Origin of the sequence: Pseudovibrio japonicus (assembly GCF_014651595.1) — a bacterium.
Classification (GTDB): Bacteria; Pseudomonadota; Alphaproteobacteria; order Rhizobiales; family Stappiaceae; genus Pseudovibrio; species Pseudovibrio japonicus.
In genome coordinates this window covers 836,610-851,011 of record NZ_BMXE01000001.1, presented here as the reverse complement: position 1 = coordinate 851,011, position 14,402 = coordinate 836,610, and the positions used below count along the sequence as shown (strand labels likewise).

The window sequence follows — 14,402 nt, the reverse complement described above, 5'->3', positions numbered from 1 at the left end:
GCAGACTTTCCTTTGCCAGTCTGAGACCCATATCCGTATGTTTTGCTTTCGTAATGCCCTTCGAAAATTCCCGGCCGCGCTTGGTCTGACCCTTATTACTTCTGCATATGCAGTGCCAGCTGCGGCTACGCCATCACTGGTGGTGAATCTGGACACCCAGCAAGTCCTTTATGCTGAAGATGCTGGCCACCCATGGTACCCGGCCTCGGTGACCAAGTTGATGACCGCTCTCGTCACCTTTGAAGCTCTTGCGAACGAAGAAGTTACTCTCAAATCGCCAGTGGTGATGTCACCAAGAGCGATGAGTCAACAGTCTTTGAAATCCGGCCTGAAGGTTGGAAGCACCATGACCCTTCAGGATGCGCTCTACGCCATGCTCGTCGGTTCAGCCAATGATGTTGCAGTGGCGCTTGCTGAAAGGGTTGCGAGTACTGAAGAGGCTTTTGTGATGCGCATGAATGCGCAGGCACAGCGCCTCGGAATGACTGCAAGCCACTTCGTCAACGCCAATGGCTTGTTCGATCCCGCTCAGCAAACTTCAGCCCGCGACCTCGCCATTCTGGCGCGTGAAGTCTACCTGCGTTTCCCGCAGTACCATGAGGTGTTCGCCACGTCAGAAGTCTTCATTGATAGGGAAGACCTCACCTCCAACAATGACTTGCTCACCCGTCTCCCCGGCACTGTCGGCATGAAGACCGGATTTGTATGTCCCTCTGGCCGCAATATCGTCGCGCTGACCGATAGAGATGGGCAGCGTTTGATGGCCGTTGTCCTTGGTGCAACAACCGGGCGGGAGCGCAGTGAGCGGGCAGCCAAGCTCTTAACCGAAGCAATGAATGGCGATCTAAGCCCGAATGGCAGCAACCTTCAAGACATGGTCAATGACCTGCAGAAGCAGCCCGAAGATATGCGCATGCGCGTGTGCAGTAACCAAAGTGCTGCCTATGAAGCAGAGCAAAACAAGCGCTATCCAATGGGAATAGGAAGAAACAAGAGTTATCTGACGGCATCGCTGGAACCCCAAAGGCACAGCATCCGCACTTGGCAAGCTTCTTTCGGTTTCCAGGCACCGCTACCACGCGCCAAGCCGGAATAATACCGTCCAAAACACCCAGTCATTGATTGAGAGTTTGCCGGAGGCTCATGTCGGAGCAAGCGACAGGCCTGTCTGAGCAGTAAGGCCCACTCAGAGTTTTGCAGGCTTCGAGGTGAACTTGATGCCTGCTTCATCACAGCGAAGCCAGACCACCTTGCCGACGAAGGACAGCTGGCGGGGCGGCACCTGAATTTTCACAATATCATTGGCAGTGAGCTTGCCCGTATTGATATGCAACCGGCAACCACTATTGCTGATGTCTTCAATCACACAGGATCGGCTGAAGTTCTCCGCAAACAGAACAGCAGGCCACCGACAGCCATGCCGCTTGTGGTCTCTGTTTTCTATCTCTAACAATTTCGGTCGAGGTATCATAAGACCATCGGCATTTACGTGGACGTGTGATTACTAGAACCGATAGTTTGGAAATAGCTGACTGTATTGTCAATTGAATTATGCGCAGATGTGTACAATCAGGCACGCAAATGCCTAGGCTAAGCGCTTCACATATCAACGCTAATGATTAAATAGGTGCGAAAGGAGTAATCCGGCTGTCTGCTCAGCCGGAGATGACAGTCAGCTCGCAATCACCGACAGACACTTCCAGCGGTGTGCCGCCAAACGGTTCTCCATCAATCTGAACCGCTGCTGCCCGGTACGCCTCAATGCGGGCAGTCTTGATGTTTCGGCACTCAACATTCGGCGATTTAGATACAGTGCCCGTAAGCAACCGGCAGGCGTATTTAAAGAGTGCCCAGGCACTGTCATCTTTAAAGGTGAGCAGATGTAGCTGCTTTTCCAGGATGGAGGCATGGGGCACCACGCGATGGGTCCCGGCATAGTATTGACTATTGGTGATCAGAGCCATGGCACAGTTCAGCTCTTCACCATCCGCTTGCACCTTGAAGTTCCCTTTACGCCGGGAAAAGGCAAGCTGTGCTGCAATGAAGAGATAGGCAAGCCGCCCATAGCGGCGCTTCAGGCGCAACGGGACCACATGCACCATTTCTGCATCGAACCCCGTTGAGGTAGACAGGAAGAACGGCCGCCCATTGGCGTAGCCGTTGTGCAGTTTTTGTGTCTTTCCTGCAATGATGGTCTTGGCAATCTCTTGGGGTGTCCGTGGTACATTCAATTCATGCGCAAGTATATTGGCAGTCCCGGACGGAATAATCGCCAGATGCGGCTTCATACCCCGGGCCAGCAGGGTGGAAGCGGCATCACTGACGGAGGCATCCCCGCCTGCAACCGCAAGAATGTCACTGTTAAGATCAGGATCGGCGCAGGTCTCGGCAATTTCACTTGCCCGTTCCGTCAGTTTCAGCTCCACCTTCATCCCCGCCGCCTCCAGACACGTCACAATCTCTGTGATGTTCTGCATACGGAATGATGTGGCGGTGGGATTGGCAAGAATAAGCACACGCTTGGCCTTGCGTGGCTTCGTTCTGGCCTCATCCAGTGGGGAAGGGGAAAGCGGTTTGTCCATAAACCTGTTCTGACCTTCCTGGCTTAAATGGACTTTTTGAAGGGCTGCATACCCTTACGTGCAAGTTCATCCGCACGTTCGTTTTCATCGTGCCCGGCATGGCCTTTAACCCAGTGCCAGGAAACATCATGACGTTTGGCAGCCTCATCTAACTGTTGCCAAAGATCGGCGTTTTTGACCGGAGAGTTAGAGGCCGTCCGCCAGCCTTTGCGTTTCCAGTTGTGCATCCACTGCGTGATGCCGTTTTTCACATAAGAGCTGTCCGTATAAAGATCGACGGCGCAGGAGCGCTTCAGGGAATCGAGCGCCTGAATCGCTGCCATCAACTCCATGCGGTTATTGGTTGTGTCAGACTCGCCCCCACACAGTTCTTTCTCATGCTCGCCAAAGCGCAGCAGCACGCCCCAGCCACCGGGACCGGGGTTGCCGGAACAGGCTCCGTCCGTCCAGGTCTCTACTCGTTTGATATCACTCATTTATCCAGCCCGTATGCGGTTGCATTGGATACCCCACGATGGAACCTGAGTTTGCGCAGGTATTCAAGTGGGTCTTTAGGGACGACCAGCGCACCTTCCGGCACAGACAGCCAATCGTAAAGACGGGTCAGCAGGAAGCGCAGCGCAGCACCACGGCACAGCAAAGGTAGATTGTCGAATTCCAGTTCACTGAAAGGACGCACACTACGGTAGCCTTCCAGTAGTGCCCGTGCCTTAGTCACGTTGAACATGCCATCCGGCTCAAAGCACCAGGCATTGATGCAGATCGCAACGTCATAGGCAAACGCATCATTACAGGCAAAGTAGAAATCGATCAGACCGGAGAGCTCCTTGCCCAGATAAAACACGTTATCGGGGAAAAGGTCCGCATGGATCACACCGCTTGGTAGCTCTTTTGGCCACAGCGCTTGTAGCTCGGCCAACTCTTCTGTCAGCTCTTCAGCAAGACCCGGCTTCACCTCGTACGCACGATCACGGCTTGCCTCCAGCAAAGGTGCCCAGCCATCAACACTGAGGGAGTTTGGCCGCTTAATCTCAAAGTCAGCGCCAGCCAAATGCATTTGCGCCATGCCTTTGCCCAGTTCAGCGCAATGCGCGAGCTGCGGCTTGCGTACCCACATGCCCTCAAGAAAGGTGACCATCGCAGCAGGACGTCCAGCAAGCTCGCCAAGCATCTGTCCGTCGCGGTCGATAAGCGGGGTAGGGCAGTTGAAGCCCTTGGCGGCAAGATGCTGCATCAGCCCAAGGAAAAACGGCAGATCATCCGGATTAACCCGTTTTTCGTAGAGCGTCAGGATGTAATGACCCGTCTCCGTATGAACCAGATAGTTGGAGTTCTCAACGCCCTCAGCAATGCCCTTATAAGAGAGCAGGTTGCCAATGTCGAAACGGTCGATGAAGGCGCCCAGCTCTTCATCGGAAACATCGGTGTATACAGCCATGACTATTGCGCCGAACTCGCTCCGCTAGGTGCGGGATTGGTCCGTAACTCTTTCGGTAGATTAAATGAAATGTTCTCTTCAGCGGTTGTAACGGTTTCCAGCGTCACATCAAAATGCTCACGGAAAGCGTCAACAATTTCTTCAACAAGGACTTCCGGAGCAGAGGCACCAGCGGTAATGCCAAGCGAGCGCACACCCTTAAAATCATCCCAGGAGATCTCTGCGGCTCTTTGGATAAGGACAGCCTTGTTGCAGCCCGCTCTCTCTCCAACTTCGCGCAGACGTTTGGAGTTGGAGGAATTTGGCGCCCCAACCACAATCATTGCCTCACACTGCGGCGCGATTTGCTTCACCGCATGCTGGCGGTTTGTGGTGGCATAGCAGATGTCATCCTTGTGCGGCTTCGCAATTGTTGGGAAACGCTCCTCAAGGATCTCGACGATTTCCTCGGTATCATCAACAGAAAGCGTCGTTTGTGATATCCACGCCAATTGTCTGTTTGTTTTCGGTTCAAACTGACGAGCATCTTCAGCGGTCTCAATCAGTGATACACGTCCGGCAGGCAGCTGGCCCATGGTGCCGACAACTTCCGGATGGCCTTTATGGCCGATTAGCAGAATTTCCCGCTCGCGCCGGTCGTGCAAAATTGCTTCTTTGTGTACCTTGGAAACCAGAGGGCAGGTCGCATCAAGGAAGAACAGATTACGCAGCCGCGCAGCTTCTGGAACAGACTTCGGTACACCGTGAGCTGAGAAAATAACCGGGCGGTCATCCACGGGAATTTCGTCCAATTCCTCAACAAAAACAGCGCCTTTGTTGCGCAATGACTCCACCACAAACTTGTTGTGAACGATCTCGTGACGCACATAAACAGGGGCGCCGTATTTCTCCAGGGCGAGGTCGACGATCTGGATCGCGCGATCAACACCGGCGCAAAAGCCGCGTGGAGCGCAAAGAAGAATTTTGATCGGTGCCTTGGGGGCCGGCGTAACCTGCATAGCGTATTCCTGAGTTTTGACTTTGAGCAATTGAAGGATGTTGACTGCTGCTGTCAAGAAAAAGAGTTTTTAATCGTGCACCATGAGCCGATTTTCTCCAAGATTCAGCCCATCAGCTTCCCCTACCGTGTTTCCGGGGACGGATGCATCTCGCCATTTGCGTTTTCGGCTGTTATAGAAACAAAAACTGCAGTTACATTTGGGATTCGTATGGTGGGCAATTTATTGGCTAAGACGCTGCTCAAAAACACAGGACGACTAATACTTCTGACAGGAATAGGCGCAACTCTGGCGGGTTGTGGAAGCTTTGGTTCATCAGATGCTGATCTGGAGGCCTCGTCAGCAAATCCGCCTGCTACTGAGAATACTTTTGACTTGTCAGTGCTTCAGGCGCCTGCCATCTGCCCCTCCTTGCAGGAACTTTCCGGAACAACCATTCTGGCCGTATATCCACGCGGACAGGAAAGAGCACCGGAGAACTTAAGCTATCAGGCAATCATCACGGATTCGGCGCGCACCTGTAACAAGTCCGGCGAAAACTCAGCAATGAAGCTGGGCATTGCAGGTAGCATCACACCAGGTCCAACCTGGCAAGGTGGCGAAGTTCTGCTGCCGATCCGTGTGGCCGTCACACACGATGTGGATGGCGAAGACAAGACGATCTACTCCAAACTCTTTAGCGTACCTGTCACCCTAGGCGCCGGTTCACCGTCAGCCACATGGGCATTTGTGGAAGAAGATATTATTCTTCCGAATGAACCGGGACAAAATGTCGTCTTTGGATTCGACGAAAAATAAAAAGTAGGGTAGTAAGACTTTACAGCTTGGCGTCACAGTGTCGCGCCAGCCTTTCTCGCTGTCACGTTGCAGCCAGCGAGAAAGAATACATTCGCCGGGTCTGAGGAGGGCTGGCGAATGACAGGGCTGTGCGGGAGAGAATAAGCCCAAACTGGATTTATCGCCGAAGGAGCAACCGCCCCGGAAACTCTCAGGCAAAAGGACCGCACAGTAAGCAACACTCTGGAAAGCAGTGCGCAGCGCCGCAGTCTTAAAGGATCGCGCGTTACGTTACTCACCGAAGGAGTAATCTCATTGGCCTGTGACGGCCAGTGGGGGAAATCTCTCAGGTTCTCGAGACAGAGGGGGCGTACGCGATCATTCCGTGAACAGGGATGGTCTTTGACGTGTACGCCACTGTCTGAGGGGACCTAATGGCTGATACTGCAGACCTGCTAAGAACACCGCTTTTTGATCTTCACACCGAGCTTGGCGCCAAACTGGTACCATTCGCGGGCTATGAGATGCCTGTACAATATCCGCTCGGCGTTTTGAAAGAACACCTCTTCACCCGTGAAAGCGCAGGCCTCTTTGATGTTTCCCACATGGGGCAGGCCTGGCTTGTCGGTCCGGACCACGCAACCACCGCAGCTGCACTGGAAGCACTCGTTCCTTCCAATATGAAGGAACTGAAGCCGGGTAAGCAGCGCTACACGGTTCTGCTCAACGACAACGGTGGTATCATCGACGACCTTATGGTCTCCCGCCCTCTGGCGGCAGAAGATGACGGACGCCTCATGATCGTCGTCAACGCTGCTTGTAAAGACAACGACTACAAAGTCATCGCAGCAGCTCTTCCTGAAAACGTAAAGCTTGAGATCGTAGAAGACCGCGCATTGATCGCTCTTCAGGGCCCAAAAGCCGCGGAAGTGATGGCGCTGCACGCGCCCGAAGCTGCGCAGATGGGTTTCATGGAAGCCCGACCGCTCGAGTTTGACGGTATCTCCGTTATCGCCTCCCGCTCCGGCTACACCGGAGAAGACGGCTACGAGATCTCCGTCCCTGCAGGTGCTGCCGAAGCCGTGGCAAAAGCACTGCTCGCAGATGAGCGTGTCAAACCAATCGGCCTTGGCGCCCGCGACAGCCTGCGCCTTGAGGCTGGTCTTTGCCTTTACGGTCACGACATTGACGAGAACACCACACCTGTTGAAGGCAACATTACCTTCTGCATGCAAAAGCGTCGCAAAGAAGCCGGAGACTTTCCCGGTGGGGACCGCGTGCTCAAGCAGCTCGCAGAAGGAACCGAAAATCTTCGCGTAGGTCTGCTTTTGGATGGCCGCGCTCCGGCGCGCGAAGGTGCGGAAATCCGCGTGCCAGGTACAGAAGAAATCGTTGGCCGCGTCACTTCTGGTGGCTTTGGCCCAACCCTGGGTGCACCGCTCGCCATGGGCTACGTCCCGTCCAGATTGGCAGCAATTGGCACCGAGCTGGAGATTCTGGTTCGTGGCCGCGCGCTCAAAGCCAAGGTTGCCGAGATGCCGTTTGTAGCGCAGCGCTACTACCGCAAACCGAAATAAGTCCGGCGCGGGCACCAAGCCCGCCCCATTCAAAGTTCAATCGACAAACGACAGTGTAGGGAACACTTAAATGAGCACATATTTCACAAAAGACCACGAGTGGCTGAAGGTTGAGGGAGACGTGGCCACAGTTGGTATCACTGACTTCGCGCAGAACCAGCTGGGTGATGTTGTGTATGTCGAACTTCCGGAGAACGGCAAAAGCGTTTCTCAGGACGATGAAGTTGCAGTTGTGGAATCTGTGAAGGCTGCCTCTGAAGTCTACGCACCAGTAGATGGCGAAATCGTTGAAGGCAATGAACTTCTCGTGGATGAGCCTGCAAAAGTGAATGAAGAGGCTGAAGGTGCTGCTTGGTTCTTCAAAATCAAGCTTGGCAATGCATCTCAGCTTGAAGGGCTGATGAGCGAAGCTGACTACAAGGCATTTGTAGAAACGCTTTAAGGCAAACACGCAAGCAACCAAACGCCGTTCGTCACCTGTCACGCCGAAAGCCGCGTGGCAGGAAATGGCAGAAGCTCTGATTGCTTTTGCCTCAACGTGCATCAGACAATCTGATGGAGAGGGAACATGCGGTATCTTCCGCTTTCAGACAACGACCGCGCCGACATGCTGGCGCGTATCGGCGTAGAGTCAATTGACGAGCTATTTGCCGATATTCCAGAGGCCGTTCGCCTTGAAGAACTGACAACCTTGCCCCGTCGCAAGACTGAATTGCAGGTCGAGCGTCAGCTCGGTGCAATGGCTAACAAAAATGTCAGTGCCGGATCACTCCCGTTCTTCGTCGGGGCAGGGGCCTACAAACACCATGTCCCAGCGACTGTTGATCATCTGATCCAGCGTTCCGAATTTCTAACCAGCTATACGCCGTATCAGCCAGAAATTACACAAGGTACGCTTCAGGCACTCTTCGAGTTCCAGACGCAGGTGGCAAACCTGACCGGAATGGAAGTTGCCAACGCCTCAATGTACGATGGATCCACCGGCACTGCCGAAGCCGTGCTGATGGCGCACCGTGTGACCCGCAAGAAAAAAGCGGTGCTCTCCGGCGGTCTGCATCCTCAGTACCGTGAAGTGGTTGAAGGCGTTTCCGCCAAACTTCCGGGTGCTTCTGTTGTGGCGCTCCCTGCTGATCCAACGGGTACAGAAGACATTCTGGCGCAGATTGATGACGAAACCTCCTGTGTGGTGGTCCAGTCTCCATCCTTCTACGGCCAACTGATTGATCTGAAGCCGATCGCAGAAAAAGCTCACGCCCACAAAGCGCTGCTGATTGCTGTGTTCACCGAAGTTGTCTCCCTTGGTCTTCTGGAAAGCCCAGGTGCTCAGGGTGCGGACATCGTGGTTGGCGAAGGCCAGTCCATCGGTAATCCGCTCACCTTCGGTGGTCCATACGTCGGCCTGTTTGCAACCCGTCAGAAGTACATCCGCAACATGCCGGGCCGTCTTTGCGGGGAAACAGTGGATGCAGAAGGCAAGCGCGGTTTCGTGCTCACGCTGTCCACCCGCGAGCAGCACATTCGCCGCGACAAAGCGACTTCCAACATCTGCACCAACTCTGGTCTGTGTTCTCTGGCATTCACCATCCACATGACCATGCTTGGCGGCAACGGCCTCGCGCGCCTCGCCCGCGTCAACCACATGAATGCAGTTGCTCTGGCAGATGCCCTTGCGGCGATTGATGGCGTTGAAGTTCTGAATTCCGCATTCTTCAACGAATTCACCATCCGTACGCCAAAGAACGCACACGACGTGATCGAAGCACTTGCAGAAAAAGGTGTTCTGGGCGGTGTTCCTGTCTGCCGTCTGGATAAATCCGGCGGAGATCTGGACAACCTGATCGTTGTAGCGAGCACCGAAGTGAACACCGATGAGGACCGTGCAGCCTATGCACAAGCTCTCAAGGAGGTATTGGCATGACTATGAACACTCAGGGACGTCCGACACGCTCTGGCGAAGCAAGCGAGCCAATGCCGCATCAGACCTTTACCGGCAACCGCGCACTGGATATGGAAGAGCCGCTCATCTTTGAGATCGGCCACATGGATAACTGTGGTGTGGATCTGGACGAGCCGGAAAACTTCACCCCGCGCCTTGGCAACCATATGCGCAGCGAAGTGGTGGACCTTCCAGCTCTCTCCGAGCCGGAAACCATGCGCCACTACGTGCGCCTGTCCCGCAACAACTACGCCATTGATGCAGGTCTGTACCCGCTGGGCTCCTGCACCATGAAGCACAACCCGCGCCTCAACGAAAAGATGGCGCGTCTGCCGGGCTTCGCCGACATTCACCCGCTCCAGCCAATCTCCACCGTTCCTGGTGCGTTCGAGTTGATCTCCGAGCTGGCCGACTGGCTGATGGAACTCACCGGCACGAACGCTGTGGCCATGAGCCCGAAAGCAGGCGCCCACGGTGAACAGTGCGGTATGATGGCGATCAAGCATGCCATCGCAGCCAAAGGTGAAGAACGCTCCATCGTTCTGGTTCCTGAAAGTGCCCACGGCACCAACCCTGCAACCGCAGCTCTGGTCGGTTACAAGGTTGTCTCAATCCCGGCGCGTGAAGACGGCACCGTCAGCGTGGATGCAGTGATCGAAAAGATCGAAGCCCACGAAGGTCAGGTGGCTGCTTTGATGCTCACCAACCCGAATACCTGTGGCCTGTTTGAGCCGGAAGTGATCGAGATTGCAAAAGCAATCCATGATGCTGGCGGTTACTTCTACTGTGATGGCGCAAACTTCAACGCCATTGTGGGCAAGGCAAAACCGGGTGATCTGGGCATCGATGCCATGCACATCAACCTGCACAAAACCTTCTCCACACCGCATGGCGGTGGTGGGCCAGGTTCTGGTCCGGTTGTGCTCTCAGATCGTCTGGCACCTTACGCTCCGCTTCCATTCATCCGTAAAAACGGAGAAGAGCTGGAAGTAGTTGAGACTACAGACCAGCTCAAGGGCGGTGAGCAACCATTTGGCCGTATGACCGCATTCTTCGGTCAGATGGGCATGTATGTGCGCGCCCTGTCCTACATGCTCTCCCACGGCTCCGACGGTCTGAAACAGGCATCTGAGGATGCCGTTCTGAACGCAAACTACGTGCGCGTTGGCCTGCAGGATCTCATGACGCTGCCATTTGGCGAAAACCCATGCATGCACGAAGTCCTGTTCGACGACAGCTTCCTGAAGGATACTGGCGTCTCCACGCTGGACTTCGCAAAAGCCATGATCGACGAAGGCTATCACCCAATGACCATGTACTTCCCGCTGGTCGTAAGTGGTGCAATGCTGATCGAGCCAACCGAAAGCGAAAGCCGCGCCTCTCTGGACCTGTTCGTTGCAACCATGCGCGATCTGGTCATGAGTGCAAAAGCTGGCAAAAAAGAGCGCTTTGAGGGAGCTCCCTTCCTGGCTCCGCGTCGCCGCCTTGATGAAACGGCCGCAGCGCGTAAACCAGTGCTGAAATGGGTCGCTCCGGAACCAACCAAAGTGGCACCAGAACTGGCCTGATAGCGCCGGTTTCGCAAAACCTTTAAGCCCGGCTCTTGCAAAAGCAGCCGGGCTTTCTCTTTGAACCCCCGAGATCACTCTCTACAGAAATTGATCTACCAGAATACGAGGATATTGGCAGGGTCCCTCGGGGTATACGTTCATTTGTGCGTTTGGTGCGTATTTCCGAAAATACCTCCAGTTTTCGGAGAAGATTATACGTGAAGAAGCGATAGAACTTTCTGCGGAAGTGCTGATGAACGTAGCAGCCTAGAGATGAACGGGTGAGGTAAGGATGCGCAAAGCACCGCGATGGCGTAGCTGGTTGCCAACGAGCCGGCAGCTTCGGTTCTCAATGCAAGCAGCCATTGCCAAGAACTTTCCGGCCATTGGTTACAAGTACAATTATTTCCCGGATAAGGCGATCCTCGATCAGCCCCCAAATGAGCTTCTGCTAACCGCAGACGAACGCAGCAAGCACGACCTGCCAAAAGACATCCTAACGTTCTTCAAAGAACATGGCGCGCTCGAACAGAAACGATCTGCTGGTCCACTCCCACCAGCAGGCCTCACGCGGCTCTTGCTTCACAAGCTCGTTGATACCATGGTTCTTGGCAGTACGGGCTCAACAGTCATAAAGGCCCAGAACCGTCAGGTGGAAGCCGCTGCGCCGAACAACATGCGCTTTGCCCAGCTAACGGACCGTACAATTGAAACGGCAGCCATCAACATGCTTGGTATGGCAGTTGGCCATCGCCACTACTACCACTTTCTGGCTGACGCGGCCTATCCGCTTATGTTCCTGCTGGAGCATCTGGAACCACGCACTTTCCCGCTCACACTTCTGGTGCGCGAAAACCTGCCCGAGTTTCAAAGAGCGTTCTACAGGCACCTGCTAAAAAAGACACCCCTGCTCCAACTGGAAGAGTGCAAAGCAAATGAGCGCATCCATTGCCAGACACTGTACCACTGCTTAGCGCAGATGAACTCCGAATTCCGTGTTCCACCAAGTGAGCAGGCGGCCTCCATGATCGCCGCTCATTATCTGTCGGCCTATAATTTACAAGCGGTAAGCGAGCCCACCCTGAAGCTGTACATCGCCCGCGATGACGCAAAAACGCGCAAAATCCTGAACGAGAAATTCCTCAAAGACCAGCTTGAGGCGCGCGGCTTCCATTCCATAATACCCGGAACTCTGGGCCACGAAGATCAGGTACAGCTGTTCAATGAGGCCAAGATCATTGTGGGAACCCACGGTGCCGGCCTGACAAATCTGCTGTTTTCCCAAGCGGGCGGTAAGGTGATCGAGATCTTCCCGGCGGACTACATCCAAAGCGCTTATGCATGGATCGCGCATCTGCGCGGATTAAGTTACGCCCCCGTGATTGGCGAGGAGAGCGGCGCACACCAGCATTTCTCTTTGTCTCAAAAGGCAATCGGGCAGATTCTGGACGAAATAGACGCCCACGGGTCGGTCTAGTCCCATCTACGGAAAGGAGACGTCATAACCGCTGCCAGCTGGGTGGAACAATCAGGCTGTCGTCCAGATTGGGGTTCTTGAACCATTTGAGCGGTGCAATCACATGCTTATCTTCGTTTCCATTGAGGAAAGCCGCCCACCAGCTAAAGGTGCTGTTCGCTGTAACAATATGATCGCAGGAGGACATAACCAGCAGGTCTTCGTGATCTTTTCCATCCTGCATCGGGTCAACAAAAACCACATTGTCCTGCTGTGGAACCACCTCCCGCGCTCGCTCCGGACTGTCGGAGAATACATAGAAGGTTAGCCCGGGAATACGTTCGCAAAGGAAATCCATCGCGCCTTTGTAATAACCAGCAGAGCACAATCCAAAGTTGCGCAAATTATGAGCCTGACTATAGTCGCCGTACCGCACATGCAGCGCAGCAGACGGGCCGGCGTTAATCCGCTGCTGTAGTTTCAATCGCTCCAGCACCATTGGCTGCTTTAATGTGATCTCGTCACGCAGCGGTTCTAGTATCGAAAACGGGATTTTCCATTTCTGCCAATACCCATCCAGATAGGCACTACTCTGCGTCAACACAGGAGCCTCGCCATCGCGAAGAAGCTCATCCTCGCGAATGTATCGCCGTTGATAAAACGGGTAGAACTTACGGCACAGTTTGACCGTTCGCCCAAAGGCGTGTGCAGGCCAAAGTACTGCGGACTTCTCGGATTCTGTGGCAGACAAACCCTGTATTTTTAACTGGTTAAGGCAATAGGAGCGATTGAAGTAGCGATCATACTCACTGTGGTCAAATCGGAGTTTCATCCCGGTTTCAAGAGCGATCTTTCGCCCCAGCGCATATTGAAAGAGCTGATTGCCAATGCCGCCGCGGATGCGGACAATCAAAGTGGGTTTGAGCTTGCGTCGCCCCGCAGCTCCAGACCTTCGTACCTGAGAATCAACTGACATACGTCCCCCGCTACACAAATCAGCTCATTTACCCCTCAGCCTAACGGAGCTTTGGCAAAGGCTCACTACTAGGTTTTTGGGAGTAAATCTTAGAGAGAGCTGCGAGATTACCTCGAGTTTACAAGAATAAGTTGTGGCGCAAGTCGAAATTATCATGAAAATGCCATGCTTGTCGGAAACTCTGTGACCGACCTAACCAACTGGATTTATTCATGAACTACGAATTGCTTATTTGGGATTGTGATGGCTGCCTGATCGACAGCGAGTGGATTGGCTGCAAGGTGGAGGCCGAAAGCTTCACGAAGGCGGGCTACCCGATCTCGACCGAAGATATGATTGCACGCTTCTGCGGAGTGTCCGCCGCTGAGGTCTTCGGACAGGTGAAAGCAGAGACTGGCCGCGATATTCGCCATCATGACGCTCTTTTAAATCAGGATGAGGCACTCAAAGCTGCCTTCGAGAAAGACTTGCTGCCAATCGCTGGCATCTACGACACATTGCATGAGTTGGACACATCATTCCCAAACCTGCAAATGTGCATTGGGTCCGGCAGTTCCATGGAACGTTTGGAATACACGCTCAAGCTGACCAACCTGCATGATCGCTTCGAGAACAAGTACTTCTCGGCAGATCTGGTGGAGAAGGGCAAACCTGCGCCGGATGTCTTCCTCAAAGCAGCAAGCGAGATGGGCGTCGCTCCGGAAAAATGTATCGTCATCGAAGACAGCCACCTCGGCCTTCAGGCCGCTCGCGCCGCTGGAATGGACGCTCTGGGCTTCACTGGCGCCACCCATGCCGACCAGAATTTGCACAACCGGCTGGAACAACAAGAGCCTCTGGCAATCTTCAATGATATGAAAGAGTTAGTGCGCCTCCTGAAGCAGCTGAATCTGCTTAATACCCCTGCCTGAAATCGGGTAATGAGCACAATCTGCTAAAATTTTCTTGACACAGACAGTCAGTTGCAGTCATACACTTGGGCATGAGCAAGAACCTGACCATCATTTCTGCAGTTTATTATTATGCGACCGACATATCGGCGGCCGCGTTCCTATAAACTCATGTAAAATTGAGGTCAGAACCAAAAGCCGCCGCGTAGGCGGCTTTCGTGT

At 54.0% G+C, this 14,402-nt stretch carries 14 protein-coding genes and 1 riboswitch; of the genes, 8 read left to right on the top strand and 6 right to left on the bottom strand.

The window, feature by feature from the left end; all coding sequences use genetic code 11:
* Positions 1-37 precede the first annotated feature (37 nt).
* On the top strand, positions 38-1,096 hold the full coding sequence (locus IE076_RS03785; RefSeq protein WP_189435391.1) for a D-alanyl-D-alanine carboxypeptidase family protein: 1,059 nt from the start codon (positions 38-40) through the stop codon (positions 1,094-1,096).
* 90 nt (positions 1,097-1,186) lie between these two features.
* Here IE076_RS03785 and IE076_RS03780 read toward each other — a convergent pair whose 3' ends face one another.
* The 5 genes from IE076_RS03780 to ispH all read right to left on the bottom strand — a co-directional run bounded on the left by IE076_RS03780 (position 1,187) and on the right by ispH (position 5,018).
* Positions 1,187-1,471 (bottom strand): PilZ domain-containing protein, encoded by a 285-nt coding sequence (locus tag IE076_RS03780; RefSeq protein WP_189435390.1) that lies wholly within the window; start codon positions 1,469-1,471, stop codon positions 1,187-1,189.
* 184 nt (positions 1,472-1,655) lie between these two features.
* A complete protein-coding gene (locus IE076_RS03775) occupies positions 1,656-2,582 on the bottom strand; it encodes a diacylglycerol/lipid kinase family protein (protein ID WP_189435389.1) in 927 nt (308 codons plus the stop codon).
* A 23-nt stretch (positions 2,583-2,605) separates the two neighbouring features.
* On the bottom strand, positions 2,606-3,058 hold the full coding sequence (rnhA, locus tag IE076_RS03770) for a ribonuclease HI (protein ID WP_371871465.1): 453 nt from the start codon (positions 3,056-3,058) through the stop codon (positions 2,606-2,608).
* Entirely contained in the window at positions 3,055-4,020 is a 966-nt protein-coding gene (locus IE076_RS03765; protein ID WP_189435388.1) for a homoserine kinase, read from the bottom strand. The genes rnhA and IE076_RS03765 overlap by 4 nt, the downstream gene beginning before the upstream one ends.
* Positions 4,021-4,022: 2 nt before the next feature.
* Positions 4,023-5,018, bottom strand: a complete 996-nt coding sequence (ispH, locus tag IE076_RS03760) for a 4-hydroxy-3-methylbut-2-enyl diphosphate reductase (protein WP_189435387.1) — start codon at positions 5,016-5,018, stop codon at positions 4,023-4,025.
* Between the two features lie 30 nt (positions 5,019-5,048).
* Between ispH and IE076_RS03755 the strand changes: the two genes are divergently transcribed.
* The 6 genes from IE076_RS03755 (at position 5,049) to IE076_RS03730 (ending at position 12,335) form a co-directional block, all read left to right on the top strand.
* Positions 5,049-5,816 carry a hypothetical protein gene (locus tag IE076_RS03755; RefSeq protein WP_209008799.1) on the top strand — a complete coding sequence of 256 codons (768 nt, stop codon included), beginning with the start codon at positions 5,049-5,051 and terminating at the stop codon, positions 5,814-5,816.
* A 121-nt stretch (positions 5,817-5,937) separates the two neighbouring features.
* Positions 5,938-6,032, top strand: a riboswitch (glycine riboswitch).
* A 197-nt stretch (positions 6,033-6,229) separates the two neighbouring features.
* Positions 6,230-7,372: a glycine cleavage system aminomethyltransferase GcvT gene (gcvT, locus tag IE076_RS03750; protein ID WP_189435386.1), complete on the top strand. Its 1,143-nt coding sequence runs from the start codon at positions 6,230-6,232 to the stop codon at positions 7,370-7,372.
* Positions 7,373-7,442: 70 nt separating this feature from the next.
* The gene (gene gcvH, locus IE076_RS03745) at positions 7,443-7,814 is read left to right on the top strand and encodes a glycine cleavage system protein GcvH (protein ID WP_189435385.1); all 372 of its coding nucleotides are present in this window, start codon (positions 7,443-7,445) and stop codon (positions 7,812-7,814) included.
* Between the two features lie 126 nt (positions 7,815-7,940).
* Positions 7,941-9,290 carry an aminomethyl-transferring glycine dehydrogenase subunit GcvPA gene (gcvPA, locus tag IE076_RS03740; protein ID WP_189435384.1) on the top strand — a complete coding sequence of 450 codons (1,350 nt, stop codon included), beginning with the start codon at positions 7,941-7,943 and terminating at the stop codon, positions 9,288-9,290.
* Positions 9,287-10,876, top strand: coding sequence for an aminomethyl-transferring glycine dehydrogenase subunit GcvPB (gcvPB, locus tag IE076_RS03735; protein ID WP_189435383.1), 1,590 nt, complete (start codon positions 9,287-9,289; stop codon positions 10,874-10,876). The genes gcvPA and gcvPB overlap by 4 nt, the downstream gene beginning before the upstream one ends.
* 274 nt (positions 10,877-11,150) lie before the next feature.
* Positions 11,151-12,335 carry a glycosyltransferase family 61 protein gene (locus IE076_RS03730; protein ID WP_189435382.1) on the top strand — a complete coding sequence of 395 codons (1,185 nt, stop codon included), beginning with the start codon at positions 11,151-11,153 and terminating at the stop codon, positions 12,333-12,335.
* Between the two features lie 22 nt (positions 12,336-12,357).
* Here the strand turns inward: IE076_RS03730 and IE076_RS03725 are convergent, their stop codons facing one another.
* Positions 12,358-13,290, bottom strand: a complete 933-nt coding sequence (locus IE076_RS03725) for an alpha-1,2-fucosyltransferase (RefSeq protein ID WP_189435381.1) — start codon at positions 13,288-13,290, stop codon at positions 12,358-12,360.
* Positions 13,291-13,502: 212 nt separating this feature from the next.
* On the opposite strand from IE076_RS03725, the gene IE076_RS03720 reads away from it, so the two are divergent.
* Positions 13,503-14,201 (top strand): HAD family hydrolase, encoded by a 699-nt coding sequence (locus IE076_RS03720; RefSeq protein ID WP_189435380.1) that lies wholly within the window; start codon positions 13,503-13,505, stop codon positions 14,199-14,201.
* Positions 14,202-14,402 lie beyond the last annotated feature (201 nt).

Bases quoted from the DNA above. Each gene is read 5' to 3' on its own strand.
- rnhA (WP_371871465.1), bottom strand. From the start codon at position 3,058: ATGAGTGATATCAAACGAGTAGAGACCTGGACGGACGGAGCCTGTTCC.
- gcvPA (WP_189435384.1), top strand. From the start codon at position 7,941: ATGCGGTATCTTCCGCTTTCAGACAACGACCGCGCCGACATGCTGGCG.
- IE076_RS03730 (WP_189435382.1), top strand. From the start codon at position 11,151: ATGCGCAAAGCACCGCGATGGCGTAGCTGGTTGCCAACGAGCCGGCAG.
- IE076_RS03775 (WP_189435389.1), bottom strand. From the start codon at position 2,582: ATGGACAAACCGCTTTCCCCTTCCCCACTGGATGAGGCCAGAACGAAG.
- gcvH (WP_189435385.1), top strand. From the start codon at position 7,443: ATGAGCACATATTTCACAAAAGACCACGAGTGGCTGAAGGTTGAGGGA.
- IE076_RS03720 (WP_189435380.1), top strand. From the start codon at position 13,503: ATGAACTACGAATTGCTTATTTGGGATTGTGATGGCTGCCTGATCGAC.
- IE076_RS03785 (WP_189435391.1), top strand. From the start codon at position 38: ATGTTTTGCTTTCGTAATGCCCTTCGAAAATTCCCGGCCGCGCTTGGT.
- IE076_RS03725 (WP_189435381.1), bottom strand. From the start codon at position 13,290: ATGTCAGTTGATTCTCAGGTACGAAGGTCTGGAGCTGCGGGGCGACGC.
- gcvT (WP_189435386.1), top strand. From the start codon at position 6,230: ATGGCTGATACTGCAGACCTGCTAAGAACACCGCTTTTTGATCTTCAC.
- ispH (WP_189435387.1), bottom strand. From the start codon at position 5,018: ATGCAGGTTACGCCGGCCCCCAAGGCACCGATCAAAATTCTTCTTTGC.
- IE076_RS03780 (WP_189435390.1), bottom strand. From the start codon at position 1,471: ATGATACCTCGACCGAAATTGTTAGAGATAGAAAACAGAGACCACAAG.
- IE076_RS03765 (WP_189435388.1), bottom strand. From the start codon at position 4,020: ATGGCTGTATACACCGATGTTTCCGATGAAGAGCTGGGCGCCTTCATC.
- gcvPB (WP_189435383.1), top strand. From the start codon at position 9,287: ATGACTATGAACACTCAGGGACGTCCGACACGCTCTGGCGAAGCAAGC.